24 protein-coding genes are annotated in these 22,332 nt (G+C 60.7%); 15 read left to right on the top strand and 9 right to left on the bottom strand.

What is annotated here, in order from left to right; translation table 11 throughout:
* Nucleotides 1-166 precede the first annotated feature (166 nt).
* Complete coding sequence (locus tag AC1DUP_RS25700) at nucleotides 167-1,000, bottom strand: TolB family protein (protein ID WP_477835393.1); 834 nt, start codon at nucleotides 998-1,000, stop codon at nucleotides 167-169.
* A 25-nt stretch (nucleotides 1,001-1,025) separates the two neighbouring features.
* Nucleotides 1,026-2,705 carry an NAD+ synthase gene (locus AC1DUP_RS25695; RefSeq protein ID WP_477835409.1) on the bottom strand — a complete coding sequence of 560 codons (1,680 nt, stop codon included), beginning with the start codon at nucleotides 2,703-2,705 and terminating at the stop codon, nucleotides 1,026-1,028.
* 201 nt (nucleotides 2,706-2,906) lie between these two features.
* Here AC1DUP_RS25695 and AC1DUP_RS25690 point away from each other — a divergent pair, with 201 nt between their 5' ends.
* From AC1DUP_RS25690 to AC1DUP_RS25650, 9 genes are all read left to right on the top strand, one after another.
* Entirely contained in the window at nucleotides 2,907-3,443 is a 537-nt protein-coding gene (locus AC1DUP_RS25690; protein WP_113301109.1) for a DUF1003 domain-containing protein, read from the top strand.
* Nucleotides 3,444-3,616: 173 nt separating this feature from the next.
* Nucleotides 3,617-6,283 (top strand): ATP-binding protein, encoded by a 2,667-nt coding sequence (locus tag AC1DUP_RS25685; RefSeq protein ID WP_477835391.1) that lies wholly within the window; start codon nucleotides 3,617-3,619, stop codon nucleotides 6,281-6,283.
* Nucleotides 6,284-6,362: 79 nt separating this feature from the next.
* Nucleotides 6,363-6,902: a type 1 glutamine amidotransferase family protein gene (locus AC1DUP_RS25680; RefSeq protein ID WP_477835389.1), complete on the top strand. Its 540-nt coding sequence runs from the start codon at nucleotides 6,363-6,365 to the stop codon at nucleotides 6,900-6,902.
* 83 nt (nucleotides 6,903-6,985) lie between these two features.
* Nucleotides 6,986-7,624, top strand: a complete 639-nt coding sequence (locus AC1DUP_RS25675) for an ArsR/SmtB family transcription factor (protein ID WP_477835387.1) — start codon at nucleotides 6,986-6,988, stop codon at nucleotides 7,622-7,624.
* Nucleotides 7,621-8,862 carry an MFS transporter gene (locus AC1DUP_RS25670; protein WP_477835385.1) on the top strand — a complete coding sequence of 414 codons (1,242 nt, stop codon included), beginning with the start codon at nucleotides 7,621-7,623 and terminating at the stop codon, nucleotides 8,860-8,862. Before AC1DUP_RS25675 ends, AC1DUP_RS25670 begins: the two co-directional genes overlap by 4 nt.
* A gap of 30 nt (nucleotides 8,863-8,892) precedes the next feature.
* Nucleotides 8,893-9,684 (top strand): aminoglycoside phosphotransferase family protein, encoded by a 792-nt coding sequence (locus AC1DUP_RS25665; RefSeq protein ID WP_477835383.1) that lies wholly within the window; start codon nucleotides 8,893-8,895, stop codon nucleotides 9,682-9,684.
* A 382-nt stretch (nucleotides 9,685-10,066) separates the two neighbouring features.
* Nucleotides 10,067-10,897 (top strand): alpha/beta fold hydrolase, encoded by an 831-nt coding sequence (locus AC1DUP_RS25660; RefSeq protein WP_162765413.1) that lies wholly within the window; start codon nucleotides 10,067-10,069, stop codon nucleotides 10,895-10,897.
* A 100-nt stretch (nucleotides 10,898-10,997) separates the two neighbouring features.
* Entirely contained in the window at nucleotides 10,998-11,198 is a 201-nt protein-coding gene (locus tag AC1DUP_RS25655; RefSeq protein ID WP_477835381.1) for a hypothetical protein, read from the top strand.
* A 105-nt stretch (nucleotides 11,199-11,303) separates the two neighbouring features.
* A complete protein-coding gene (locus AC1DUP_RS25650) occupies nucleotides 11,304-12,245 on the top strand; it encodes an MBL fold metallo-hydrolase (protein ID WP_477835379.1) in 942 nt (313 codons plus the stop codon).
* 60 nt (nucleotides 12,246-12,305) lie between these two features.
* On the opposite strand, the gene AC1DUP_RS25645 is transcribed toward AC1DUP_RS25650, so the two are convergent.
* Nucleotides 12,306-13,025 (bottom strand): Crp/Fnr family transcriptional regulator, encoded by a 720-nt coding sequence (locus AC1DUP_RS25645; RefSeq protein ID WP_113301101.1) that lies wholly within the window; start codon nucleotides 13,023-13,025, stop codon nucleotides 12,306-12,308.
* Between the two features lie 101 nt (nucleotides 13,026-13,126).
* On the opposite strand from AC1DUP_RS25645, the gene AC1DUP_RS25640 reads away from it, so the two are divergent.
* Nucleotides 13,127-13,378 (top strand): DUF6894 family protein, encoded by a 252-nt coding sequence (locus tag AC1DUP_RS25640; protein ID WP_113301100.1) that lies wholly within the window; start codon nucleotides 13,127-13,129, stop codon nucleotides 13,376-13,378.
* 41 nt (nucleotides 13,379-13,419) lie between these two features.
* On the opposite strand, the gene AC1DUP_RS25635 is transcribed toward AC1DUP_RS25640, so the two are convergent.
* Both AC1DUP_RS25635 and AC1DUP_RS25630 read right to left on the bottom strand, forming a co-directional pair.
* Nucleotides 13,420-13,815, bottom strand: a complete 396-nt coding sequence (locus AC1DUP_RS25635) for a GFA family protein (RefSeq protein WP_477835376.1) — start codon at nucleotides 13,813-13,815, stop codon at nucleotides 13,420-13,422.
* A gap of 111 nt (nucleotides 13,816-13,926) precedes the next feature.
* Nucleotides 13,927-14,301: a nuclear transport factor 2 family protein gene (locus AC1DUP_RS25630; protein WP_477835374.1), complete on the bottom strand. Its 375-nt coding sequence runs from the start codon at nucleotides 14,299-14,301 to the stop codon at nucleotides 13,927-13,929.
* A 387-nt stretch (nucleotides 14,302-14,688) separates the two neighbouring features.
* Between AC1DUP_RS25630 and AC1DUP_RS25625 the strand changes: the two genes are divergently transcribed.
* Both AC1DUP_RS25625 and AC1DUP_RS25620 read left to right on the top strand, forming a co-directional pair.
* Nucleotides 14,689-15,438 (top strand): aminoacyl--tRNA ligase-related protein, encoded by a 750-nt coding sequence (locus AC1DUP_RS25625; RefSeq protein ID WP_477835372.1) that lies wholly within the window; start codon nucleotides 14,689-14,691, stop codon nucleotides 15,436-15,438.
* A gap of 84 nt (nucleotides 15,439-15,522) precedes the next feature.
* Nucleotides 15,523-15,978: a GNAT family N-acetyltransferase gene (locus AC1DUP_RS25620; protein WP_477835370.1), complete on the top strand. Its 456-nt coding sequence runs from the start codon at nucleotides 15,523-15,525 to the stop codon at nucleotides 15,976-15,978.
* On the opposite strand, the gene AC1DUP_RS25615 is transcribed toward AC1DUP_RS25620, so the two are convergent.
* Entirely contained in the window at nucleotides 15,975-16,358 is a 384-nt protein-coding gene (locus AC1DUP_RS25615) for an NUDIX hydrolase (protein WP_162748454.1), read from the bottom strand. The two genes, AC1DUP_RS25620 and AC1DUP_RS25615, sit on opposite strands and share 4 nt — an antisense overlap.
* Nucleotides 16,359-16,494: 136 nt before the next feature.
* On the opposite strand from AC1DUP_RS25615, the gene AC1DUP_RS25610 reads away from it, so the two are divergent.
* Both AC1DUP_RS25610 and AC1DUP_RS25605 read left to right on the top strand, forming a co-directional pair.
* Nucleotides 16,495-16,977 carry an HIT family protein gene (locus tag AC1DUP_RS25610; protein WP_477835368.1) on the top strand — a complete coding sequence of 161 codons (483 nt, stop codon included), beginning with the start codon at nucleotides 16,495-16,497 and terminating at the stop codon, nucleotides 16,975-16,977.
* Complete coding sequence (locus AC1DUP_RS25605) at nucleotides 16,974-17,732, top strand: NUDIX hydrolase (protein WP_477835366.1); 759 nt, start codon at nucleotides 16,974-16,976, stop codon at nucleotides 17,730-17,732. Before AC1DUP_RS25610 ends, AC1DUP_RS25605 begins: the two co-directional genes overlap by 4 nt.
* Before the next feature lie 32 nt (nucleotides 17,733-17,764).
* Here the strand turns inward: AC1DUP_RS25605 and tyrS are convergent, their stop codons facing one another.
* Nucleotides 17,765-19,051 carry a tyrosine--tRNA ligase gene (gene tyrS, locus AC1DUP_RS25600; protein ID WP_113301093.1) on the bottom strand — a complete coding sequence of 429 codons (1,287 nt, stop codon included), beginning with the start codon at nucleotides 19,049-19,051 and terminating at the stop codon, nucleotides 17,765-17,767.
* Between the two features lie 183 nt (nucleotides 19,052-19,234).
* Nucleotides 19,235-19,711 (bottom strand): NUDIX hydrolase, encoded by a 477-nt coding sequence (locus tag AC1DUP_RS25595; RefSeq protein ID WP_477835364.1) that lies wholly within the window; start codon nucleotides 19,709-19,711, stop codon nucleotides 19,235-19,237.
* Nucleotides 19,712-19,789: 78 nt separating this feature from the next.
* Between AC1DUP_RS25595 and AC1DUP_RS25590 the strand changes: the two genes are divergently transcribed.
* Nucleotides 19,790-20,602 (top strand): hypothetical protein, encoded by an 813-nt coding sequence (locus AC1DUP_RS25590; RefSeq protein WP_477835362.1) that lies wholly within the window; start codon nucleotides 19,790-19,792, stop codon nucleotides 20,600-20,602.
* A gap of 189 nt (nucleotides 20,603-20,791) precedes the next feature.
* On the opposite strand, the gene AC1DUP_RS25585 is transcribed toward AC1DUP_RS25590, so the two are convergent.
* Nucleotides 20,792-22,168 carry a class II 3-deoxy-7-phosphoheptulonate synthase gene (locus AC1DUP_RS25585; RefSeq protein ID WP_113507763.1) on the bottom strand — a complete coding sequence of 459 codons (1,377 nt, stop codon included), beginning with the start codon at nucleotides 22,166-22,168 and terminating at the stop codon, nucleotides 20,792-20,794.
* Nucleotides 22,169-22,332 lie beyond the last annotated feature (164 nt).

The following is a 22,332-nucleotide window of genomic DNA, read 5'->3' as shown; positions in this document are numbered from 1 at the left end:
AATGCGTCAACCACATTGAAGGCTCGTGCTGCGAAGCTCCATCATGCGGCGACCGATGTCGACCGCGAAGACAACCATGCACCCGGCAGCGCTGCTTACAAAAGATTGCTATTGACGCCCCAGTTGCGATTAGACAACCCCATCATCAAATGGCGGTACGACGCTCTCAAGCTCTCGCCGGGAAATACCGCACATAGGCGAATTCCTCGCCATCCGGCGACCAGTTCGGCACATTGATCGTGCCCTGCCCGCCGAAGAGCTCGAACAATTCCGTCAGGTTGCCGCCATCCATGTCCATCATTCTCAAACGCACATTCAGATCGCGCGGATGGTCGAAGACATCGGGGTCGTAGGAAAGGATCAGCACCTTGTCATTATTCGGTGACGGATGGGCGAACCAGTTGCCGTAATTGTCCGATGTCACCTGTTCGAGACCCGTGCCGTCGGGATGCACGCGCCAGATCTGCATCAGCCCGGTGCGGCTGGAATTGAAATAGATCCACTGTCCATCGGCCGACCAGTCCGGCCCGTCATTGCGGCCCTCGCCATGCGTCAGCCGCTTCTCCTCGCCGCCGTCGACGGAGATCGTATAGATATCAAAAACCTGGTCGCGGATGCCGCAATAGGCAAGCTCTCGCCCATCCGGTGACCAGCCATGCCAGTAGGACGGCAGGTTCTTGGTGATCAGCCGCGGCTTGCCGCCTTCGATCGGCAGGATGTAGATCGCCGACTTGCCGAACTCGGTCTTGTCGGAAATGACGATCTCTTCGCCATCGGGCGAAATGCCGTGGTCATTGTTGCAATGAACAGCAAAGCCGGTATCGACCTTCTCAACGAGATCGCTGCCATCGAGCCGCAGGCGGTAGAGCAGCCCGTCGCCATTGATCAGCAGATAGGCGCCGTCGCGCGAGAAATTCGGCGCCTCCACCAGCGCCTCCGTCTGCCAGACGACGCGGCTTTCGCCTCTCTTGACGTTATAGATCTCTACCGAACTGCGCATGTGCCCCCTCCCGGAAGTCTCAAAATCAGCGATCCCGGAACCGGTTGGTGATCGGGTAGCGCCGGTCGCGGCCGAAATTCTTCTTGGTGATCTTCACGCCCGGCGCCGACTGGCGGCGCTTGTACTCGGCGAGATAGAGCAGATGCTCGATGCGGTGGACCGTCTCGACATCATGGCCGCGCGCCACGATCTCCTCGACCCCCATTTCCCGCTCCACCAGGCATTCCAGGATATCGTCGAGCACGGGATAAGGCGGCAGCGAATCCTGGTCCTTTTGATCAGGCCGAAGCTCTGCCGACGGCGCCTTGTCGATAATATTGTGTGGGATGACCTCGCCCGAGGGGCCAAGCGCATCCGGCGGCACATTCTCGTTGCGCCAGCGGGCCAGCGCATAGACCTGCATCTTGTAGAGGTCCTTGATAGGATTGAAGCCGCCGTTCATGTCGCCATAAAGCGTGGCATAGCCGACCGACATTTCCGACTTGTTGCCTGTCGTGACCACCATCGAGCCGAACTTGTTGGAGATCGCCATCAGGATGACGCCGCGAGCGCGGCTCTGCAGGTTTTCCTCGGTAATACCGCTGTCGGTGCCTTCGAAGAGATTTGATAGCGCCGAGGAGAAGCCCGTCACCGGCTCCTCGATCGCCACGATATCGTAGCGGCAGCCAAGCGCCCTGGCGCAATCGGCCGCATCCTTCAGCGAGTCTTCCGAGGTGTAACGATACGGCAGCATGACCGTGCGCACGCGCTCCTCACCGAGCGCATCAACGGCAATCGCCGCGCAGATCGCCGAATCGATACCGCCGGAAAGGCCGAGCACGACATTCTTGAAGCCGTTCTTGTTCACATAGTCACGGAAGCCGAGGAGGCAGGCGCGATAATCGGCCTCCTCACTCTCGGGGATTCGCGCCATCGGTCCCCCGGAGCAATGCCAGCCGTTTTCCGTGCGCTTCCAGCTCGTGACCGCAAGCGCGGTTTCGAACTGGCTGAGCTGGAAGGCGAGCGACTTGTCGGCATTGAAGGCAAAGCTTGCGCCATCGAATACGAGCTCATCCTGGCCGCCAAGCTGGGCGGCATAGACCATGGGCAGGCCGGTTTCGATCACCTGCTTCAGCACGACCTGATGGCGGATATCGACCTTGCCGCGATAGTAGGGAGAACCGTTCGGCACGAGCAGGATTTCCGCTCCGCTTTCGGCAAGCGTCTCGCAGACACCGAGATCGCCCCAGATATCCTCGCAGATCGGAATGCCGATGCGCACACCACGGAAATTCACTGGTCCCGGCATCGCGCCCTGGTCGAAGACGCGCTTCTCGTCGAACTCGCCGTAGTTCGGCAGATCGATCTTGTCGCGCACCGCAACCACCTTGCCTCCGTCGAGCACGGCGATGGAGTTGTAGCGCCCCGTTTCGTCCTGGCGCGGAAAGCCGATGACGATGCCCGGCCCGCCATCGGCGGTATCGGCAGCGAGGCTTTCGATAGCTTTCCAGGAAGCGTGGATGAAGGCCGGCTTCAGAACAAGGTCTTCAGGCGGATAGCCCGAAATGAAAAGCTCGGTCATCATGAGGATATGCGCACCCTGCCGCGCTGCATCGGCGCGCGCCTCGCGCACCTTGGCAAGGTTGCCGGCGACATCGCCCACCGTGGGGTTCAGCTGGGCGACGGCGATGTTGAACGTATGGGAGAGAGCGTTTTCCTGTGTCATGTCATTCATTTAATCCGCCCTTTCGTGCACCGCAATAAGCCGCTTCAAAAGCCGTAGCCATCTGCGGCGAAAATTTGATGAAGGGCAGCCCCATGCCTGTGCCTATCCCTCTGTTTGCCTTGCGCGACGCCGATACGCATTGCAATTTGCGGCAAGGGCGGAATACTGCGCGCCAATTCGATCCATTCCCGGGACAATGCCATGTATAATCTTCCGAATTTCGTCCACCTGCATTTCGGCAAGCCTGCCGATGAGCTCGGAGACATCGAAAAGCGTGTGATCGCCAAGGCGCATGAGCGCAAGATCATCTCCACCGATGTCAACGCCGCCATTGCCGCCGAATCCTCCTTCGGCGAGCGTGTAGCCGATGGCATCGCCCGCGTCGGCGGTTCCTGGTCTTTCATCATCACTTTCCTCACTTTCCTCGTGATCTGGACGATCATCAACACGGTCATCCTGATGACGAGGGCCTTCGACCCCTATCCCTTCGTCTTCCTGAACCTGATCCTCTCCATGCTCGCCGCCATCCAGGCGCCGATCATCATGATGTCGCAGAACCGTCAGGCCGAGCGCGACCGTTTCGAGGCCGCCAAGGATTACGAGGTGAACCTGAAGGCCGAGCTGGAGGTGCTGTCGCTGCACCAGAAGATCGATATGCGCGTGCTCACAGAACTCACCGCGCTGCGCGAGGATGTCTCCCGGCTGAACGCCATCCTCGCAGAGCGGGGGCAAGGCTAAAACAGCGTGGTCTTAAACACCTGAAATCCCGTCGCAATTTCTGCCCCGCCGCAGCGTTTCATTTGACAGGACGCAGGCATTTGGCTCAACCTGCCGGCACTACGCGAGGGCCGTGCTTGGCAGAAGAGTTTCATTTCGGCGCGTTTTCGATCGTACCTGCCAGGCGGAGCCTGATGCGGGAAGGTTCTGCCGTGCCGCTCGGCAGCCGCGCCGTCGATATTCTGCTGTTTTTGTTGCACCATCCCGGCGAGCTGAAGACCAATGCCGAGATTGTCAGGCAGGTCTGGCCGGATACTTTCGTGGACGAGGCCAATCTGCGTGTCCATGTCTCGGCGCTGCGCAAGGCGTTGGGTGATATCAAACGCGAGCCCCAATTCATCGCCAACGTCCCGGGCCGCGGCTATACCTTCATCGCGCCCGTCAGCCGTCGCAGTAATGGCGCAGCGCCTGCCACGGTATCTCAGAGATTTCGCTCCGAGCGCCTGCCCGCCCGCATCTTCGGCCGCGAGCAGCCGATCGCTGCCATATCCGGCCAACTCGCCAAGGGGCGCCTCGTGACGATTGCCGGTCCTGGCGGGATCGGCAAATCCACCGTTGCCCGCGCCGTCATCGCGCAAGGCGGCTTCGACGGTGAGATCGTCTGGATCGATCTTTCGGAGGTCGCAACCGGTAATTTGATACCGACCGTCATCGCCTCCGCGCTCGGCATCCTCTCCCGCAGCGACGATATATCAAGGGAGATCGCGGCTCATCTGCATCTGCGCAAGCTGCTGCTCGTGCTCGACAGCTGCGAGCATGTGGTGGCCGATATCGCCGAGCTCGCCGAGGACCTGCTGGCCGAAGCGCCTGATCTGTATATCCTCGCGACAAGCCGCGAGCCGCTTCGCGCCGAAGGCGAACGTGTCTACCGTCTCCTGCCGCTTGATTTGCCGCAGGGTGCCGTCACCGCCGAGGCCGCCCTTGTCTCGCCCGCCGTGCAGCTTTTCGTCGAACGCGCCGATGCCTGCCTTGGCGGTTACACGTTGACGGATGCGGATGCTGCCGATGTCGTCGATATTTGCACCAGGCTCGACGGCATTGCGCTGGCAATCGAGCTTGCCGCCGGCCGGCTGGAGGCGATGGGGGTCGCCGCCCTCTCCCGCTCGCTGTCGGATTGCTTCCGGGTGCTGACGCGCGGGCGGCGTACCGCGTTGCCACGTCACCAGACGCTGCGCGCCACGCTCGACTGGAGCTACCTCATCCTGTCACTGGAGGAACAGCAGGCGCTACGCGAACTCTCCGTCTTCCGCGGCCGCTTCACCGGAGAGGCAGCCGCTGCCGTCTTCTCTGGAGGCGAGCCCGAGGACCTCCTGGCCGCCCTCGTCGCCAAATCGCTCGTCGCGGTCGAGACCACGACGGACAAAACCCTCTACCGTCTGCTGGACACGACCCGTCTTTATGCCGGTGAGAAACTGGCTGATACTGGCGAGCTGCCCGATGTCATGGCCCGGTTTTCCGGCTATCTTTGCGCCGCACTCGAAAGTGCCGAGCAGGATCTCTATTCCGCTCCGCCGGACCAATGGCCTGAGGATTTCGCCCAGCAGGTTCCAGGCCTTCGAGTAGCCCTCGACTGGGCCTTCGGCACTTCGGGCGATGCGCTTCTCGGTGTGCGGCTCACGGTTGCCGCTCTGCCGCTCTTCTTCCGCCTGTCGCTGCTCGACGAATGCCTAGCCGCACTCACCCATGCCATCGCCTTCCTCGACGCCCGCCCCGGCCTTGACGAGAAAAGCCGGATGAAACTTTACGCTGCGCTCGGCTGGCCGCAGCTTCGCGCCACCCATGCACCGGAACTCGGCGTCGCCGCCTGGACGACGGCATGGCGGATTTCTGAAGAACTCGGTGATGTCGACCATCAGCTTCGCGCCATCTGGGCACTCTGGGTCGATCTGGTGAACCGCGCTGAACCACGTCAGGGCCTGGAACTGACGGAGCGTTTCGCAGCACTCGCACCCTCTTCTTCCGACCCCACCGATATCATCATCGGCAAGCGCATGAGGGCCGCGACACTCCACTGGCTTGGTCGCCATGCCGAGGCCCGCAGCGAGCTTCTGGCGATGCTGGCGGAATACGAGCACGTGCCGCAGGCCCGCCATTCCGTGCGCTTCCAGTTCGACCAGCGTGTAACGGCGCGCATCATTCTGGCCCGATGCCTCTGGATGCTAGGCGACGAGGACGCTGCTATGCGCGAGGTCGAAGAAACCATGCGTTACGCTAGCGATATCGGCCACAACCATTCGATCAGCAATCTGCTTGCCGAAGCCGTCTGCCCGCTCACGCTTCTGTCGGGCGATGACGGCGAAGCGGCCGCGGCCATCCAGTTGCTGCGCGACCATACCAAGGCGCTATCACTCGATGTCTGGCATACCTATGCCGATTGCTTCGAGGCGGAACTCCATCTGCGGGCCGGCGAATATAGGCTATGCCTCGCAAAGCTGCGCCCGGCGATGGACATTCTGCGGCATGCCGGCTTCAACCTCTTCCGCACCTTCTTCCAGTCGGTGGAAGCCCAGGCGCTTTCCAGTATCGGCCAGCATGCGGAAGCCCATGGCGTCATCGATATAGCGCTCGCCCATTGCGACGCATCAGGCGAACGCTGGTGCCTGCCCGAGCTTCTGCGCATCAAGGCGCTTGTCACCGCGAAGGGACAAAGCCCGGAAGCGCTGGACGCGGCTTCAGCCACCCTTGAGGCGGCGCTCCATGCCGCAAGGCAGGATGGCGCCGGCGGCTGGGAGCGGCGCATCCGCGTCGATCTCGAAGCCCTCGGCCATGAACCGGCCCACTTCTCGGACGCCGCCGGCTGAGGCCTTTACACCGATTTACAACTCTCAACTCGTCCGCTTCCTGACCTCCATGCATGATCGCATCAAGAGGAGCATGCCAATGGACGGTCAACTGCCCATCCGCTTTCTGATCGTTCTTGCCGCGGATGGGGCCGACAGCGAAGTCAGGATCATCAGCATTGCGCCGGCCTATTACCTTTTCAAGGATGCGCCGGCAGAGGTGGTGCTTGCCACACCATCAGGCGGCTTTCCCAATCTGACGGACGAGCTGCGCCGGACCACCCATCAGGAGCCGTCCACCCGCCGCTTCCTCGCCGATCGCACGGCGCGCGACGATCTCGCCGATACGCTTCGCCTCGACCAGATCGTCGTCGAGGATTTCGACGCCGCCTTCTGCATCGGTTTTGCCGGTGCGCTCTGGAGCGCCGGCAATAACGGCATTGCCCACACCCTCAGCGCCTTCCTGAAATCGGGCAAACCCGTCGCCATGATCCCCGGGCGACATCTGGACGTTGCCCCGCAAGGCGCTGCGGCCGGTCTGCTGATCCTCGGCGACAGCCAGGCTTCTCCACTTCTCGCTGCCCATGCGCTGCTCAAGGCCGTGGTCGAACGCCACAAGGGCATGGCGCCGACAGATTAAAAGTCACTGGACGGAGATACAGAAGCATTGCTATTTGCAAAGGAATCTTTGCAAAGAATTGTTTGCGATGGTAAGCTATTTTTATGAAAGCGCCCGTCCCTACATCAACGTCAGCGACATCCCGCAACGTCAGCCGCGTCGTTCCCGATGTCACCGCCCTCAAGGCGCTCGCCCATCCCGTGCGCCTGCGCATGCTCGGCATGCTCCGCATCGACGGTCCCGCCACCGCAACCCAACTCGCCACACGCCTCGGCCTCAACAGCGGCGCGACGAGCTATCATCTGCGCCAGCTCGCCCAATACGGCTTCATCGAGGATGCGCAGGGACCATCCCGCCGCGACCGCTGGTGGCGCGCAAGCCACGAGCTCACTTCGGTGCCAGCGGCCGAAACCGAAGGCGAGACCTTCGACATGGACGTCGCCTTCACGCAGGCGATCCTCTCCCTGCAGGTCAGCCTGATGCAGAAGGCGGTCGAGGAATATGCCGAACTGCCGCTCGCATGGCGCAAGGCGAGCACCGCAAGCGACATCATCATTCCTCTGACCTCGGAAAAGGCTGAGGCGCTGACGAAGCGGCTGAGCGATATCGTCATGGAAGCAATGAGCGAGGCCCCGCCCCTCGGAGAACCGTTGCCGCCTGATATGGTGCCCTTCATGGTGCTGCTGCACGCCTTTCCCTATCCGGGCCGCGTGCCGCACGGCGAGGAAGAGAGCGAGCGATGAGCCGACGCAAGCCTTTCATCGCGCTCGCCATTGCCGAAACGCTTTCGATTTCGGGCACACGGCTCTCCGGCGTCGCCATCCCTTGGCTGGTGTTGAGCACGACCGGCAGTCCCGTACTGACCGGTCTCGTCGCCATGATGGAGATGCTGCCCTATGTCGTCGCCAAGGCTCTTGGCGGCCCCTTGATCGACCGCCTCGGCCCCAAGCGCATCGCCATCATCTGTGACAGCGCCTCGGTGATCGCGGTCGGTCTCGTGCCGCTGCTGCATCTCCTTGACCTCCTCACCATGCCGATCCTGCTGCCGATCGTCTTTGCCATGGGCGTGCTGCGCGGCCCATCGGATGCTGCCAAGCAATCCATGGTTCCCGACATCGCGGAACTCGCCTCCGTGCCGCTGGAGCGCGTGACCGGCGTCGTCGGCGCGATCGAGCGCCTGGCATCGACCGCGGGAGCAGCCGCCGCCGGCGCGCTGATTGCGCTTGTCGGACCGAGCCAGGCGCTTGCCGTCAACGCCCTCACCTTCGCCGCTGCCGCCCTGGTCGTCGCGATCGGCATTCCCGCTGTGCGCCATGCCCCGAAAGCTGAAGCTGCTGGCATCTCCGCCTACGGTCGAGAACTGGCGGAAGGTTGGCACTTCATGCGCCGTGATGCGGTGCTCGTAGCGATCGTGCTGATGGTGGCGACAACCAACCTGCTCGATCAGGCCTATTACGCCGTACTATTGCCGGTCTGGACCCAGCATTCCGGCCACGGCGCCGCCCTGCTCGGCACCTTGTTCGCCGTCTTCTCCGCTGCGTCCATGATCGGCGCAGCGATTGCGGCCCTGATCGGCGAGCGGATGCCACGCCTTCTCGTTTACACGGTCGCCTTTCTGCTCACTGGCTTTCCACGCTTTTTCGTCTTTGCGATGGATTCGCCCCTCGCCCTGATTTTCGCGATCCTCGCGATCGGTGGTTTCGCCTCCGGCTTCCTCAATCCCATCATCACGTCAGTCCTATTCGAGCGCATTCCGAAGCCGCTGATGGGCCGCGTCACCTCGCTGAATGCCGCCCTCTGCTGGGCGCTCATTCCCTTCGGTGGCCTCGTCGGCGGCGCGTTGGTCGATGCCTGGGGCCTGTCCGCCGCATTGCTTCTCACCGGCATCGCCTATCTCGCAGCCACGCTCGCTCCCCTGGCGCACGGCAGCTTCCGTGGCTTCGACAGGAAAAAGCTTGCGGATAACGTACAGTCTTCGTGATGATAACCTGGGGGCCACCGGGGAGCGACGATGCCGACATCAGATGACGAAACGCCGCTCGCAGGCGGCAATATCAATGCCGGCGTCGTCAGGGTTGGCGATACGGTACGCCGTTCGATAAGCCCGAATAGCCGGAATGTGCATCGGCTGCTGGAGCAACTGGAACGCCGGGGTTTTGCTGATGCGCCTCGTTTCCTGGGTATTGACGATCAGGGAAGAGAAATCCTCTCTTACATGTCCGGCACCGCGACAATCCCGCAGACGCTCTGGACAAATACCGCCGCCCTGATCGAAGCCGCCCAAATGCTGCGGAATCTGCATGATGCGACCAGAATCCGGGACTTCGCTCCGGACGGTAATTGGGCTTACACCTACCCTCTTGCCGAACGCAACGACGTGATCTGCCACAATGATTTCGCACCCTACAACATGATCTTTCGAGATGGTCTCCCGGTGGCGATCATCGATTTCGATCTGGCAGGCCCGGGACCGCATTTGAGAGACGTGGCTTACCTCGCCTATTGGTTTGCGCCGCTTTCCTATTCATCCGAAGATCTTGCCGAACAATCCGCCCGCGAGCTTGCCGGCGGCAATAGCCGGCTCAAGTTGCTCTGCGCGGTCTACGGCACCAGCGACTATGCCGGCCTGCTGGATATGGTTTCCGAGGTTCTGGAACACATGGGCGACGAGACAGCGGTCGAAAAGATGGTTGGTCGAGACGCGGCAACCAGACTGCGGGAGGGCGGGCATTTCGAACATTGGAAGCAGGAGGCCAGGTCCTTTAGGGAGAGCCGGCCGGCCATCTGGCGCAATCTGCAATGATGGTCGTGAGCAATTCGGCGCACGGGAGGCCATCGTGGCTTAGACAGGAAGAAGCTTGCGGATAACATACTGTCTTCATGAGGTTAGTACGTCTTATGGCGCATTGCCGTCATTATAGCTTTGCATCAATTTACGACGGTTAACTCGTATCGCTGGCTGAAGTGAGTCAGCTTGTCCTCATCGAAGAGGCGCGGAGAAGCCCGCAAGGAGGCAAGCATGCCAAACGGAGGCAAGCATGAATGAGCGCAGCATTGCACTGACGGCAGATGCCACACGGCGGGACGTTCTTCTGGCAGGAGGCGCCGCCATTGCGGCCATTGCCCTGCCGAACGCCACGCTTGCCGCAACCAGTTCAATATCACCAGAAAATCGGAGCCAGACCATGCCTTTCATCAAGACCACGGACGGAACTGAGATCTTCTACAAGGATTGGGGCTCCAAAGACGCCCAGCCTATCGTCTTCCATCACGGCTGGCCGCTCAGCGCCGACGATTGGGACGCGCAGATGATGTTCTTCCTCGAAAAGGGTTTCCGCGTCATCGCCCATGATCGCCGCGGCCACGGCCGCTCCACCCAGACCTTCGAAGGCAACGAGATGGACACCTATGCGGCCGATGTCGCCGCGCTGACCGATCACCTCGACCTCAAGAATGCCGTCCATATCGGCCACTCGACCGGCGGTGGCGAAGTCGTCCACTATGTCGCCCGCGCTAGGGAAGGCCGTGTCGCCAAGGCCGTGATCATCGGCGCCGTRCCGCCTGTTATGGTCAAGTCCGAGAAGAACCCCGGCGGCCTGCCGCTTGAAGTCTTCGACGGCTTCCGCGCAGCCCTCGTCGCCAACCGTGCCCAGTTCTTCCTCGATATCCCGACCGGCCCCTTCTACGGCTTCAACCGTCCGGGCGCCAAGGTCAGCCAGGGTGTCATCGAAAACTGGTGGCGCCAGGGCATGATGGGCGGCGCCAAGGCGCACTACGATTGCATCAAGGCCTTCTCGGAAACCGACTTCACCGACGATCTTCAGAAGATCACCGTGCCTGTTCTGGTCATGCACGGCGATGACGACCAGATCGTCCCCTATGCCGACTCCGCTCCGCTTTCCGCCAAGCTGCTGAAAAACGGCACGCTGAAGACCTATCCCGGCTTCCCGCACGGCATGTGCACCACGCACCCTGAAGTCATCAACCCGGATCTTTTGGCCTTCATCAAGGGCTGAGTTTTCCTTCGGAAGAACAACGGAAGGCGCGCCCTTGCGGCGCGCCTTTTTTTGTTTTGAAAGGCTTCCCCGCACGCGCCTTTTTCATCTCGATATCAGTTTGTCAGCACCGACAACCCGGATAGGATCGCCGCTACACGGCCAGCGTTTCGAACGCTGGCTGGTCGGCCATGCTGCCGAACTGGCAGACGCCAGGATCGATATCGTGACGCTGCGTGAGGATGCCGCAAACTTCGGTCCTGCGCTGAAAGAGGCGGGCCGCGCTGTCGTCAAGGAATGGCTGTGGGATACTGCGCTGTAAAGATCTGAAAATCAATGTAAATCATTGATAATATTGAATTTTAGGCGCGAAATCCCACAGCTTGTCTGCTATTGTCTCCTCACGGTGAAAAACGGGAGACGAGAGATGAGCAATCCGGATGATCTCGGCCTGCGGGCCACGCGTCGCGAACTGCTGGCCGGCGCCCTTGCCGGTGCTGCGGCGCTCTCCTTGCCGCGTGCCACTTATGCGGCAGAGTTTCATCGCGTCACGCATGGCGCCTTCGATATCACCGTCGTCAGCGACGGTTTCATCACCCTGCCCGCCGAAGTCCTGCTCCCCGATGCCACGCCGGAGGAACGCCAGTCGATCCTGGCGCGGCTCGGCGGCGATGCGGCGGGCGCCTCCGTGCGGGCCAATATCCCGCTCATTCGTCACGGCAACGACCTGATCCTCATCGACAACGGCTCGGGTACGAATTTTCAGCCAAGTGCGGGCAAGCTTGCCGCCAACCTCAAGACGCTGGATATCGAGCCCGAGGCAATCACCAAGGTGATCTTCACCCACGCCCATCCCGATCATTCAGGCGCGACGACCACGGCCGACGGAAAGCTGCTCTATCCGAACGCGCAGTATTTCGTCAGCGAGACCGAATGGAATTTCTGGACCGACAAGGACTACGAAACCCATATGCCATCAGCTCTTCATGGTTTCGCCCGCGGCGCGCAACGCGATCTATTCGCGGTCAAGGATAGGCTCACCCTCGTCAAGGCCGGCCAGGAAATCCTGCCCGGAATGCAGGTGATCGAAACATCAGGCCATACGCCGGGCCACATCTCCTTCGAGCTTGCCGGCGACGGCAGTCTCCTCATCACGGGTGACGCCTGCACCAATGACGTGATCTTCTTCGAACATCCGGGCTGGCACTTCGGCTTCGACACCGATCCGGAAACCGCACTGAAAAACCGCCGTATGCTGCTCGACCGCGCCGCTTCGGAAAAGATCAAGCTGCTCGGCTATCACTGGTCCTATCCCGGTGTCGGTTAYGCCGAGCGCAGGGACAGCGCCTATCGCTTCGTAAAGGTTTAAACTTGTCCCGCTGTTGCGGAAAGGCGGGCAGGTTTGACCCAGCGGCAGCATGTTCGGGCGCTACCGCGGCTCCACTCTCAAGCTCAAATATGTGTCATCGAATTCCGCAATCTCCTGCAGCCGATCCCAGTTGATGATTCTCAGTATCCGGTTTTCCCAGGTGAAGACGTCTTCGCGTTTCAACATCTGAAGAGTCTTGTTGACGTGGACAAGTGAAATTCCCATCGCATCCGCAAGTTCGGCCTGGGTCAGCGGAAATCGAAACGACCAGTTGTCAACTTGCTCTACCGTTCGCAAGCGGACATACAATTCGCAAATCAGGTGCGCGATATGAGCCCGCTTCGATCGTCGCCCCATCGAGGAAATCCACTCGCGATTGATGGCGGCGTCGATGATCGTATTCAACCACAACAGCCGCGCCAGATGCGGCATGGTTTCGGAAATTTTCTTCAAGTCGGAATGATCAGCGAATGCGACACGGCAAGGTGACAAGGCGACGATGCCATGATCGAGCTTCTTCAGCAGGAAGGCGTGCAGGTCGACGAAATCGCCCGGCACCTGCAACGCGGTGATCTGCCGTGAGCCATCGGTCATGTCCTTGTAGCGGGCGGACAGGCCTTCGATCATCAACGTACTGTAACCCGGACGCGACCCCTCAACGACGATGTCTTCACCAGGCATGAAGGAGCGGCCGTTGACAATTATTTCGCGCAACCGGGTGCTCTCTTCCGCAGTCAGAACATCGCGGCTTCGAAGATTCAGCAGAAGAGCTTCAATCATCAGATTCCCGTTCGGATCGGTTCATGATCCGATGGAATTTGTGCGAAGGGAACATTTTTCAATGCAAGGCTTTAAGCCTATCAAAATATAGGGAGCCTTCGATGAGCCGATATTACTTTGATCTCCGCAATGGCGACGGTCCGCTACGGGATGACCATGGCCTGGAAATCGGCAGGCGTAGCGACATTGTGCACGAAGTGGCGAAGATCTTGGTGGGAGTCGCAGGCGACGAGCTGCCAACGACGGATCGCGCGACAATTTCGGTCACGGTGCGAGACGAGGGCGGAAAGGTCCTTTCGGTATCGACCCTCACGTTCAACCACGAGTGGACCGACGTCCGACCTGATGCGTAGATTAGAGCGTCCCTTGTGCGTCCGAATGGACGCGCGGCGCTTTAAGGGCGTCCTGCATATTGCGGAACGCCATCAAGGATCTCGTAGAAATCGCTCTTGTCGGCGCAGAAGATATGATAGCCGAAGCGGAGTCCGCTCGGTTCGTCGAAAGCGCCGGCCAGGATGGAAATGACCGGCCGGCCGAGCCCCTGCCAGAACAGCGCAGAGCCGCATTGCGAGCAGAACCCGCGCCTGGCCTCATCGCTCGACTGATACCAGCGCAAGTTTTCCTCGCCGGTAATAGTGACGGCCGAAACCGGCACGTCGGCCGCCGCATAATAAAGCCCCGTCTGCCGCCGGCACTGCGAGCAATGGCAGCCGACCACGACATCGGGCTTCTCCCGCGCTTCAAACCGTACAGCGCCGCACAGGCATCCACCCGCATGATGTTCGCTCATTTCCGTTCCCCCTGAAGCGATCGGAAGATTGACGTCGGGACACCCGCCAGTCAAATCCAAAGCGCTGATCGAAGGCTTCAGTAAAACTGATACTGAGAAAGACGCACGGCACTAACTCGTCGGCGTGCCCTGATGGAAGACGATCTTCCAGCCTTCATCCGTCCGGCGCCAGATGGTCGAACGGCGCGTCACGCGCCAGGGCTCTTCCAGTATGTAGGAGAGCAGGTAGAGTTCAGCCGCCAGCTGCTTAATGCTGAAATCGCGGCATGGCCAGTCGTGCTGCTCCGGTTCCTTATTGTAGCGTTCCAGCAGCGTCTCGATCACATAGGCGCGGTCGTAGATCTTTCCACTTGCGCCGATCTCCGAGAATGCATCATCGATCATGCGCTCGAGGTCAGCCCGCGTCGTCCCGAACTTCCGTCTATGGAAGATCGGTTCACGTTCGGATAACTCCCCGAGAATGTTTTCCAGCTGCAGATCTGTCATCCCACGAACATGTCTCGATATGCTGGTCTGTGCAATGTGCAATCCGGCAGCGCGTATGCGGCACACATGCGACCCGTTTGACAAGCGCCCGCCCCGCAAGTACGAAGCCTGGCATGAGCTCCAACAGCGCGCCCATCTCCCGTCTTGACCGCACCTGCCTGCAGGTTGCCGTTCTGCGCGCTTTTGGCGGACGAGGTCTCCGCGTCCAGTCGTGACGTCCGGATGCCCCAGGTGTCCGGCGAACTGCTGGACGTAAAGCCCTCCGCCAAAGAGCAATTCCAGCAAAGCAGCGGTTTTGCGTCCGGAATTGCGCGAAAAAACAGATAGAGCCTTTCTGTGTTTCGAAGAAAACGGAAATGCTCTCGGGCTGCCAGGGAGACAGGCACCGTGCTCAATCTTTTCAATGTCAATTCGCTCGTCCACTGGGAAGAGCGTGAAATCAACATGCGCGACCATATGGTTCGCTTCTTCTCCGAAGAGGTGCGAACCTTCCTCCGCTCAGCAAATCCGGCCTGGGATATCAGAAGGGTCGAGGCACCGGCGCTGACGCCGCGCGCCCTCGTCTCGGACGCTTATACCAATGCCGATATCTGGGTGCAGGAGCAACTCGCTGAGACCGACGCACCGCTTGTGCTGAGGCCGGAAACGACGCCGTCGACTTACGTCTACATGCAGCACATTCTCGGCAATCATTCGAGAACGCGCCTGCCGCTCTGCGTCTGGCAGGCTGGCCGATCCTATCGCCGCGAGCAGGAACAGCCGTCCAGGCATATGCGCCTGAAGGAGTTCTGGCAGCTGGAATTCCAGTGCGCCTATACGGCCGACAGCGGCAACGACTATCACGCCGCTGTCCTTGAACCGGTGCGCCGTATGATCGCCGTGCTCATCCCGCTGCCGACCCGCATCGTGCCCTCCGACCGGCTGCCGGCCTATTCGCAGACGACAGTCGATGTGGAAGTCGATAACGGCGACAAGTGGATGGAAGTCTGCTCGATCTCGCGCCGCACGGACTTTCCGGAGCGCTACAGGACGCAGCCGAAGAAGGGACCGGCCATGGAGCACGACGTCCTCGTGCTCGAAATCGCCATCGGCCTTGATCGCTGCGTTTACAACTGGAACATGGCAACGAGCATGTAAGGAATGCGGACCGGATTCACGGGGGATCCGGTCCGCATGCAAAATATAGTGAAAACAATATGTCTTGAGTTTTGGGCGATGGTTATGGATATCGGCATAAGAGAGGCGGAGTGCGGCGATGCCGAAGTGATAAGGCTGATAATCGTGAGTGCCTTGCGGGAGTCCAACGCAAGCGACTACTCGCCCGAGATCATTACCCGCCTTGAGAAGAACTTTGCCCCACCTGCGATCGAAGCCTTTCTGGAAAACCGCAGGGTCTACGTCGCACTCGTGTCCGGCACTGTCGTCGGCACGGCCAGTCTGGAAGCAGGTTATGTGCGAACCGTCTTCATTGCTCCGGACATGCAAGGCTGCGGCGTCGGCAAGCGACTGCTTCAGGAAATCGAGAACGCCGCGCGTTCCGCCGGGCTTTCCGTCTTGCTCGTCCAATCCTCCGTGACGGCCGAACCGTTTTACGCCAAGCTCGGCTTCACCGCGGTTGGCGATCGCTATCATGGCGATGAACGCACCATCCTCATGCAGATGTCCCTGTCAGGCTAGTCCTGAAGCCCGTCGAAGATCGAACACCATTGCGGGTGCCCCATATCGTAAAGGGCCGCAGCTTCATCAGGGGTGATCCATTGCATCGCCGTATGTTCATCGCCGAGCAATGCAGGCTCTCCGCCCTGCCATTCGCTCACCAGAAAGAGATGAAAGATGGTATCCTGCTCGCGGTGTTCGGCGACTTTGCCAAATCGCACCGGCGTCAACCCGATCTCCTCTTTTGCCTCGCGTATCATTGCGGCTTCGGCGCTCTCTCCGGGCTCAACATGGCCGCCGACCAGATCCCAGCAATCCGGAAAGCGCGCCTTGTGCCCTGCCCGCCGGACCAGCAGAACCCGGCCTTCCCGCCAGAAGATGGCGCATGCAATATCAGTCAAAAACATGTCCCCCGATGCGTCCGCAATCTGCCTCGACAACAGGCGAAAGTCACTTCCCCTTGCCCTTGTCGAAGCATGTCATCGTCGGCCACAGTGCGAATCCGTGCGGCTGCCCCACGCGATGGAGAAACAGTCCTTGGAAATCCCCCCGCAATTCCATGTATCCGAAACGCCTGGCTGGCTGGTGAACCATCGCATCAATTCCGCCCTGCCCGGCTATCTCGTGGTCAGTTCCCGAAGCTTCACCAATGACCTCTCCGAGCTATCGGCTGAAGCGCTTGGCGAACTCGGCCCGCTGCTCGCGAAGGCGCAGACGGCCCTTGGTACGATGCTCGGCGCAAAGCGCGTCTATATCGGACGCTACGGCCACACGCCGGGCTATCCGATCCATTTCCACATCATTCCCGTTTATGACTGGGTGGAATCGCTCTTCTGGCAGGACGAGCGCTACCGTCTGCGTCAGACCTTTGCCGAAGGCACGGGCGAAACCCTGACCGACGGCGCGGAATTGACCTTCTTCATCTGGCGGGAATTCTGCGAGCGCGCCGAGCCGCCGCCGATCCAGGGACCATCCCTTAACGAGACCATCGAATTGCTGAGAGAGGCAATGCGCGCATGATATTTGCAGATGAAGCATTCAGCATCCCCGTTGACCATATCGAATGCCGGCTTTCAGGAAGTTTCCAGCTTTCCGATGCGCTGGAGGCCAGGCGGAAGGCAGGTTGGGAGAGCTTCCTTGCTCGCCATCCCGCCGCCTTTGATGGCACCTTGTTGCGCCTTGCCGCCCATCGCATCGAAGGTGGCAGGCTGATGATAAACGCGGCGAGCACGTCCTTTTCCGCCTATGTTGAGACCCGCCATCCGGGTTTTGCGGACGAGTATCCGCAGGCCGAGCGCGCCGATCCGCTTGGCCTGACCGCGCTTGTGGTAACGGCAGACCAGCGCGTCATCGTCACGAAACGCAGCCTCACGGCCGAGCAGAACCCCGGTGCACTCTATTTCGTCGGCGGCTATGCCGAGCCCGCGACCGGTGAAAACATCGACCTCTTCGACGAAGCGGCCCGCGAAATCGCCGAGGAGATCGCCGTCACCGATCTCCAGCGCCCCGAATCCTTCGCCATCGGCCTCGCCTACGATCCCGTCTTCTGCCACCCGGAACTCTTCCTGCTGACGGTCAGCCGCTCCACCGCCGCCGATATCCTCGAAGGCGCCCGTCACGCGCCTGACCGTAACGAGGCTGCAGAACTGTTTACGTCACCGCTGAGTGATATCCTGAACGACGAAGGTCCTCTTGTCGGCGCGCCGCGAACATGGAGTTTTCTCAAGGGCCAGGGCTTTCTGCAGCAGCATTTCCGGCAACGCCATTCACTCTAGCGTTGCCGGCTGATAGCGGCCGTCCGATAGCGTCATCCTCCGGGCTGCAAAAGCACGTGTCTCTTCCTGCCGACGGACAGGCGGATGACACCGTCCTCAACATCCGTATCGACCAGCCGTACGGTTTCATCGAGAACGGCACGGCTGTTGACCCGCACTCCGCCGCCGATGATCAGCCGCCGCGCTTCGCTTTTCGACTTTGCAAGCCCGGCGGCGACAAGGGCGTCTGCCAGCGGAAGACCCTCGCGGAAGGTATCCAGGTTCAGAGCGATCGTCGGCAGCCCGGCAGCGGTCTCGCCGTCTTCGAACATGCGCCGCGATGTTTCGGACGCTTCCGTCGCTGCACCTGCACCATGGCAGAGCCGTGTCACCTCATCCGCCAGCACCTTCTTCGCCACATTGATCTCGGAGCCGCGCAGCATTTCCAGCCGTGCGATTTCATCGAGCGGCAGTTCAGTGAAGAGCCTCATGAACCGGCCGACATCGGCATCCCAGGTATTGCGCCAGAACTGCCAGAATTCGTAGGGCGACAGCCGGTCGGCATTCAGCCAGACCGCACCCGACGCACTCTTGCCCATCTTCGCGCCCGAGGCGGTCGTCAAGAGCGGTGCCGTCAATCCGAACAGTGCGCGCCCGCCGGCGCGCCGGCCGAATTCGACGCCGCTGAGGATATTGCCCCACTGGTCGGAACCGCCGAGTTGCAGCAGGCAGCCGTGCCCTTCTGCGAGCACATGGAAGTCGTATCCTTGCATGACCATGTAATTGAATTCGAGCAGCGAAAGCGACTGCTCGCGCTCCAGCCGCTGGCGCACGCTTTCGGATGTCAGCATGCGGTTGACCGAGAAATGCGGGCCGACATCGCGCAGGAAATCCAGGTATTTGAGACCACCAAGCCAATCGGCATTGTTGACCATGAGCGCATCGGTTGGCCCATCGCCGAACGTCAGGAAACGTTCGAAAATGCGCCGGATACCGGCCAGATTCTGCGCAATCTGCTCTTCGCTGAGCAAGGGACGCGACGTATCGCGAAAGCTCGGATCGCCAAGCCGCGTCGTGGCGCCACCCATCAGCGCGATCGGCCTGTTGCCGGTCTTCTGGAACCAGCGCAGCATCATGATGGGAATGAGATGCCCGACATGCAGGCTGTCGGCCGTCAGGTCGAAGCCGTTATAGGCCGTGCCGATCCCGGCGCAGAGCCTGTTGTCGAGCGCTTCGAGGTCGGTGCATTGCTGGATGAATCCGCGCGCCGTCAGAACGCGCAGAAACTCCGACCGGGGACTGGTGGATGGTTGAAAATTGATGGTCACAAGGGTCTCCATTGGGGCCGATGAGGCCGGAGACCTTCTGTTGAAACACACGCCGCCGACCATGCGGCGTTGAGGTGTCAAATAGATGACCGTCGCCGCTCTATGGGAGCAGCGCGTAATACAGGCCGGAAAGGGTCGGAATACGGGTCATGCAGCCTGCATACAGGGCCTGCGATGCGGCCACAAGGGCTTACATCACCGACGCACGGCACTCGGCACTGCGGACTGAGAAGCTGCCACCTCCAGAAGATCGAAAATTCCGTCCGGAAAGATGATGTCGGTACTGCCGAGCAGCTCCTCTACGGACCACCAGTGATGGTCGGCCATGACCTCGCGCTCCAGCTCCGTCCAGCCGCTATCGGAGATCGCACCGCGTTCGGCGTGCACCACAAAAAACTGCTCCTCGGCGCGCACCAGTTCGCCATCGGGTAGCTGCAGCTCGAAAGACCGGCTACCGATCGACGCTCCCACCCGATCCGCATGAAGGCCTGTCTCCTCCCTGAGTTCACGCAGAGCAGCTTCCTCGTAGGTCTCACCCTCTTCAAGCCCGCCCCCTGGCGTCGCCCAATATTGCCGCCCCGCAAGTGCGCCAGATGTGAAGACGAATTTGAAGAGCAGGACGCAGCCGAACTGATCGAGCAGAAGCAGCCGTGCCGACGGACGTATTCGCATCAAACTTACCTCTTGTGTCATCGCTCATGAGAATGGCAATGGAAGATAATCGCAACTTCCGGTCTAAAAAAGCATCAGATGCTTCGTTTCGCCTTCCGCTTCGCAATCGTCGTCTTTCTGACCCTGCTCACCCAGATCGGCGGTATCGCCTATCTCGTGAGCCTTGCGGTTGCACACCTGTGGAGCGTGCGCAGATTGGTGGCGAAGCTCGCGATCTTCCTGCTCGCCTATACCAGCCTGACGCTTGTCGCCAGCATCATTGCACCGATCTTCGGTCGTGTATCCCTGCCCTGTCTGGCAGACGTTTCGGATAAGCTTGTCCTTCGCTCATCGATCTACTGCGCCCTCAACCGCAACTATGTCACTCCCGGCATGCGGGATCTGGCCCATGCCCTCGCCAATAATATGGACAGGCAATTCCCCGGCACGACAACGGTCGCGCTGGATGCCAACTTCCCGTTCTTGACGGGGTTTCCTCTGCTGCCGCACCTGTCGCATGCCGATGGCAGGAAGCTCGACTTCGCCTACTATTACAAGGATGCCGGCGGCAACTTCCTTGATGGCGTGACCCGCTCACCGATTGGCTATTTCGCTTTTGAGCAGCCCAGTGCTGATGACGAGCAGCAATGCAAGGGGCGGAATGACTGGCTGACGGGACGCTGGAACCTCAATGTTTTCCAGCCGCTGTTTCCAGCCTACCGGATTGAGGAGCAACGGACTGTTGCCGCGATCGATTGGCTGACCACCGAGGGGGTGACCGGGTTCGGGGTAGAAAAGATTTTCCTGGAACCTCACCTGAAAGATGCGCTCGGCATTACTGACGATCATGTGCGTTTTCAGGGGTGTCGTGCCGCTCGTCACGACGACCATCTGCATGTTCAAGTGCAGTGATATCTATAATGGCTGACAGAGGATCAGGCTCAGCTTGCCGACAAGCCTGCTCTTTACTCGACGTCATCCTCGGGCTCGTCCCGAGTATGACGACAGTGCAATCGGCAGATTTCGTTGGAACAAAAAGCCCGGCGCTCGGCCGGGCTTTTCAAATCTATTCACTGCTCACTACTCACTACCCGCCTCGCTTTACGCGTTGGCAGCAGCCATCCGCTTCTCGTCGCGGCCGCCCTTCATGCGCTCGGCCAGCAGGAAGGCCAGCTCCAGCGCCTGGTCGGCGTTGAGGCGCGGGTCGCAGTGGGTGTGGTAGCGATCCTGCAGGTCTTCGGCCGTTACCGCGCGGGCGCCGCCGGTGCATTCGGTGACGTCCTTGCCGGTCATCTCGATATGGATGCCGCCCGGATGCGTGCCTTCGGCGCGGTGAATCTGGAAGAAGCTTTCGACTTCCGACAGGATACGTTCGAAGGGGCGCGTCTTGTAGCTGTTGAGCGTGATCGTGTTGCCGTGCATCGGGTCGCAGGACCAGACGACCTTCTTGCCCTCGCGCTCGACGGCGCGGATGAGCTTCGGCAGGTTGTCCGCCACCTTGTCGTGGCCGAAGCGGCAGATCAGCGTCAGGCGGCCGGCTTCGTTGGCCGGGTTCAGCGCGTCGATCAGTTCGATCAGGTTGTCGGGCTGCAGCGAAGGGCCGCACTTGAGACCAACAGGGTTCTTGATGCCGCGGAAATATTCCACATGCCCATGGTCGAGCTGGCGCGTGCGGTCGCCGATCCAGATCATGTGGCCTGACGTCGCGTACCAGTCGCCCGAGGTGGAGTCGATGCGGGTCAGCGCCTCTTCATAGCCGAGCAGCAGCGCTTCGTGGCTGGTGAAGAAATCCGTCTCGCGCAGGCTCGGATTATTATCCGGGGTGATGCCGATCGCCTTCATGAAATCCATGGTTTCGCTGATGCGGTCGGCAAGCTTGCGGTAGCGCTCGCCCTGCGGGCTGTCCTTGACGAAGCCGAGCATCCACTTGTGCACGTTGTCGAGGTTGGCATAGCCGCCCATCGCGAAGGCGCGCAGCAGGTTCAGCGTTGCGGCAGACTGGCGATAGGCGTCGAGCTGGCGTTCCGGGCTCGGAATGCGGGCTTCCGGCGTGAATTCGATCCCGTTGACGATGTCGCCGCGATAGCTCGGCAGCGACACGCCATTCAGTGTTTCCATCGGCGACGAACGCGGCTTGGCGAACTGGCCGGCGATACGGCCGACCTTCACGACAGGCAGCTGTGCGCCGAATGTCAGCACGACGGCCATCTGCAGGAATGCGCGGAAGAAGTCTCTGATATTGTCGGCGCCATGCTCCAGGAAGCTTTCGGCGCAGTCGCCGCCCTGCAGCAGGAAGGCGTTGCCTTCGGCCACATTGGCGAGAGCGCTCTTCAGGCGACGGGCTTCACCGGCAAAAACGAGCGGAGGATAGGTGGAAAGCACAGCTTCCGTCGCCGCCAGCGCAGCCGCATCGGGATATTCCGGAACCTGCTGGACGGGCTTGCTCCGCCAGCTGCTGGGGGTCCAATTCTGTGCCATGTCACTCATCTGCTTCCCCATCCGGTTTGCCCCGGATGCCTGCCCGTTAAATAGTGCGGCGGCTTATAAACCTTTCGGCTCCCCTTGCCTAGCGCATTCAGCGCCCTACAGAGTTTCCGTCGGCGGCTCGCAACGCCGGTCCGGCCGCGTCAATATGGCGCCGA

The sequence above is a fragment of the Rhizobium sp. 01L419 genome, assembly GCF_056400025.1.
Note: the sequence above shows the minus strand (reverse complement) of the source record. Positions and strands in the feature narration are given on the sequence as shown.

Bases quoted from the DNA above. Each gene is read 5' to 3' on its own strand.
- AC1DUP_RS25590 (WP_477835362.1), top strand. From the start codon at position 19,790: ATGCTTCGTTTCGCCTTCCGCTTCGCAATCGTCGTCTTTCTGACCCTG.
- AC1DUP_RS25640 (WP_113301100.1), top strand. From the start codon at position 13,127: ATGAGCCGATATTACTTTGATCTCCGCAATGGCGACGGTCCGCTACGG.
- AC1DUP_RS25675 (WP_477835387.1), top strand. From the start codon at position 6,986: ATGAAAGCGCCCGTCCCTACATCAACGTCAGCGACATCCCGCAACGTC.
- AC1DUP_RS25680 (WP_477835389.1), top strand. From the start codon at position 6,363: ATGGACGGTCAACTGCCCATCCGCTTTCTGATCGTTCTTGCCGCGGAT.
- AC1DUP_RS25595 (WP_477835364.1), bottom strand. From the start codon at position 19,711: ATGCGAATACGTCCGTCGGCACGGCTGCTTCTGCTCGATCAGTTCGGC.
- tyrS (WP_113301093.1), bottom strand. From the start codon at position 19,051: ATGGAGACCCTTGTGACCATCAATTTTCAACCATCCACCAGTCCCCGG.
- AC1DUP_RS25700 (WP_477835393.1), bottom strand. From the start codon at position 1,000: ATGCGCAGTTCGGTAGAGATCTATAACGTCAAGAGAGGCGAAAGCCGC.
- AC1DUP_RS25665 (WP_477835383.1), top strand. From the start codon at position 8,893: ATGCCGACATCAGATGACGAAACGCCGCTCGCAGGCGGCAATATCAAT.
- AC1DUP_RS25690 (WP_113301109.1), top strand. From the start codon at position 2,907: ATGTATAATCTTCCGAATTTCGTCCACCTGCATTTCGGCAAGCCTGCC.
- AC1DUP_RS25630 (WP_477835374.1), bottom strand. From the start codon at position 14,301: ATGACAGATCTGCAGCTGGAAAACATTCTCGGGGAGTTATCCGAACGT.
- AC1DUP_RS25620 (WP_477835370.1), top strand. From the start codon at position 15,523: ATGGATATCGGCATAAGAGAGGCGGAGTGCGGCGATGCCGAAGTGATA.
- AC1DUP_RS25635 (WP_477835376.1), bottom strand. From the start codon at position 13,815: ATGAGCGAACATCATGCGGGTGGATGCCTGTGCGGCGCTGTACGGTTT.
- AC1DUP_RS25645 (WP_113301101.1), bottom strand. From the start codon at position 13,025: ATGATTGAAGCTCTTCTGCTGAATCTTCGAAGCCGCGATGTTCTGACT.
- AC1DUP_RS25685 (WP_477835391.1), top strand. From the start codon at position 3,617: ATGCGGGAAGGTTCTGCCGTGCCGCTCGGCAGCCGCGCCGTCGATATT.
- AC1DUP_RS25670 (WP_477835385.1), top strand. From the start codon at position 7,621: ATGAGCCGACGCAAGCCTTTCATCGCGCTCGCCATTGCCGAAACGCTT.
- AC1DUP_RS25605 (WP_477835366.1), top strand. From the start codon at position 16,974: ATGATATTTGCAGATGAAGCATTCAGCATCCCCGTTGACCATATCGAA.
- AC1DUP_RS25695 (WP_477835409.1), bottom strand. From the start codon at position 2,705: ATGACACAGGAAAACGCTCTCTCCCATACGTTCAACATCGCCGTCGCC.
- AC1DUP_RS25585 (WP_113507763.1), bottom strand. From the start codon at position 22,168: ATGGCACAGAATTGGACCCCCAGCAGCTGGCGGAGCAAGCCCGTCCAG.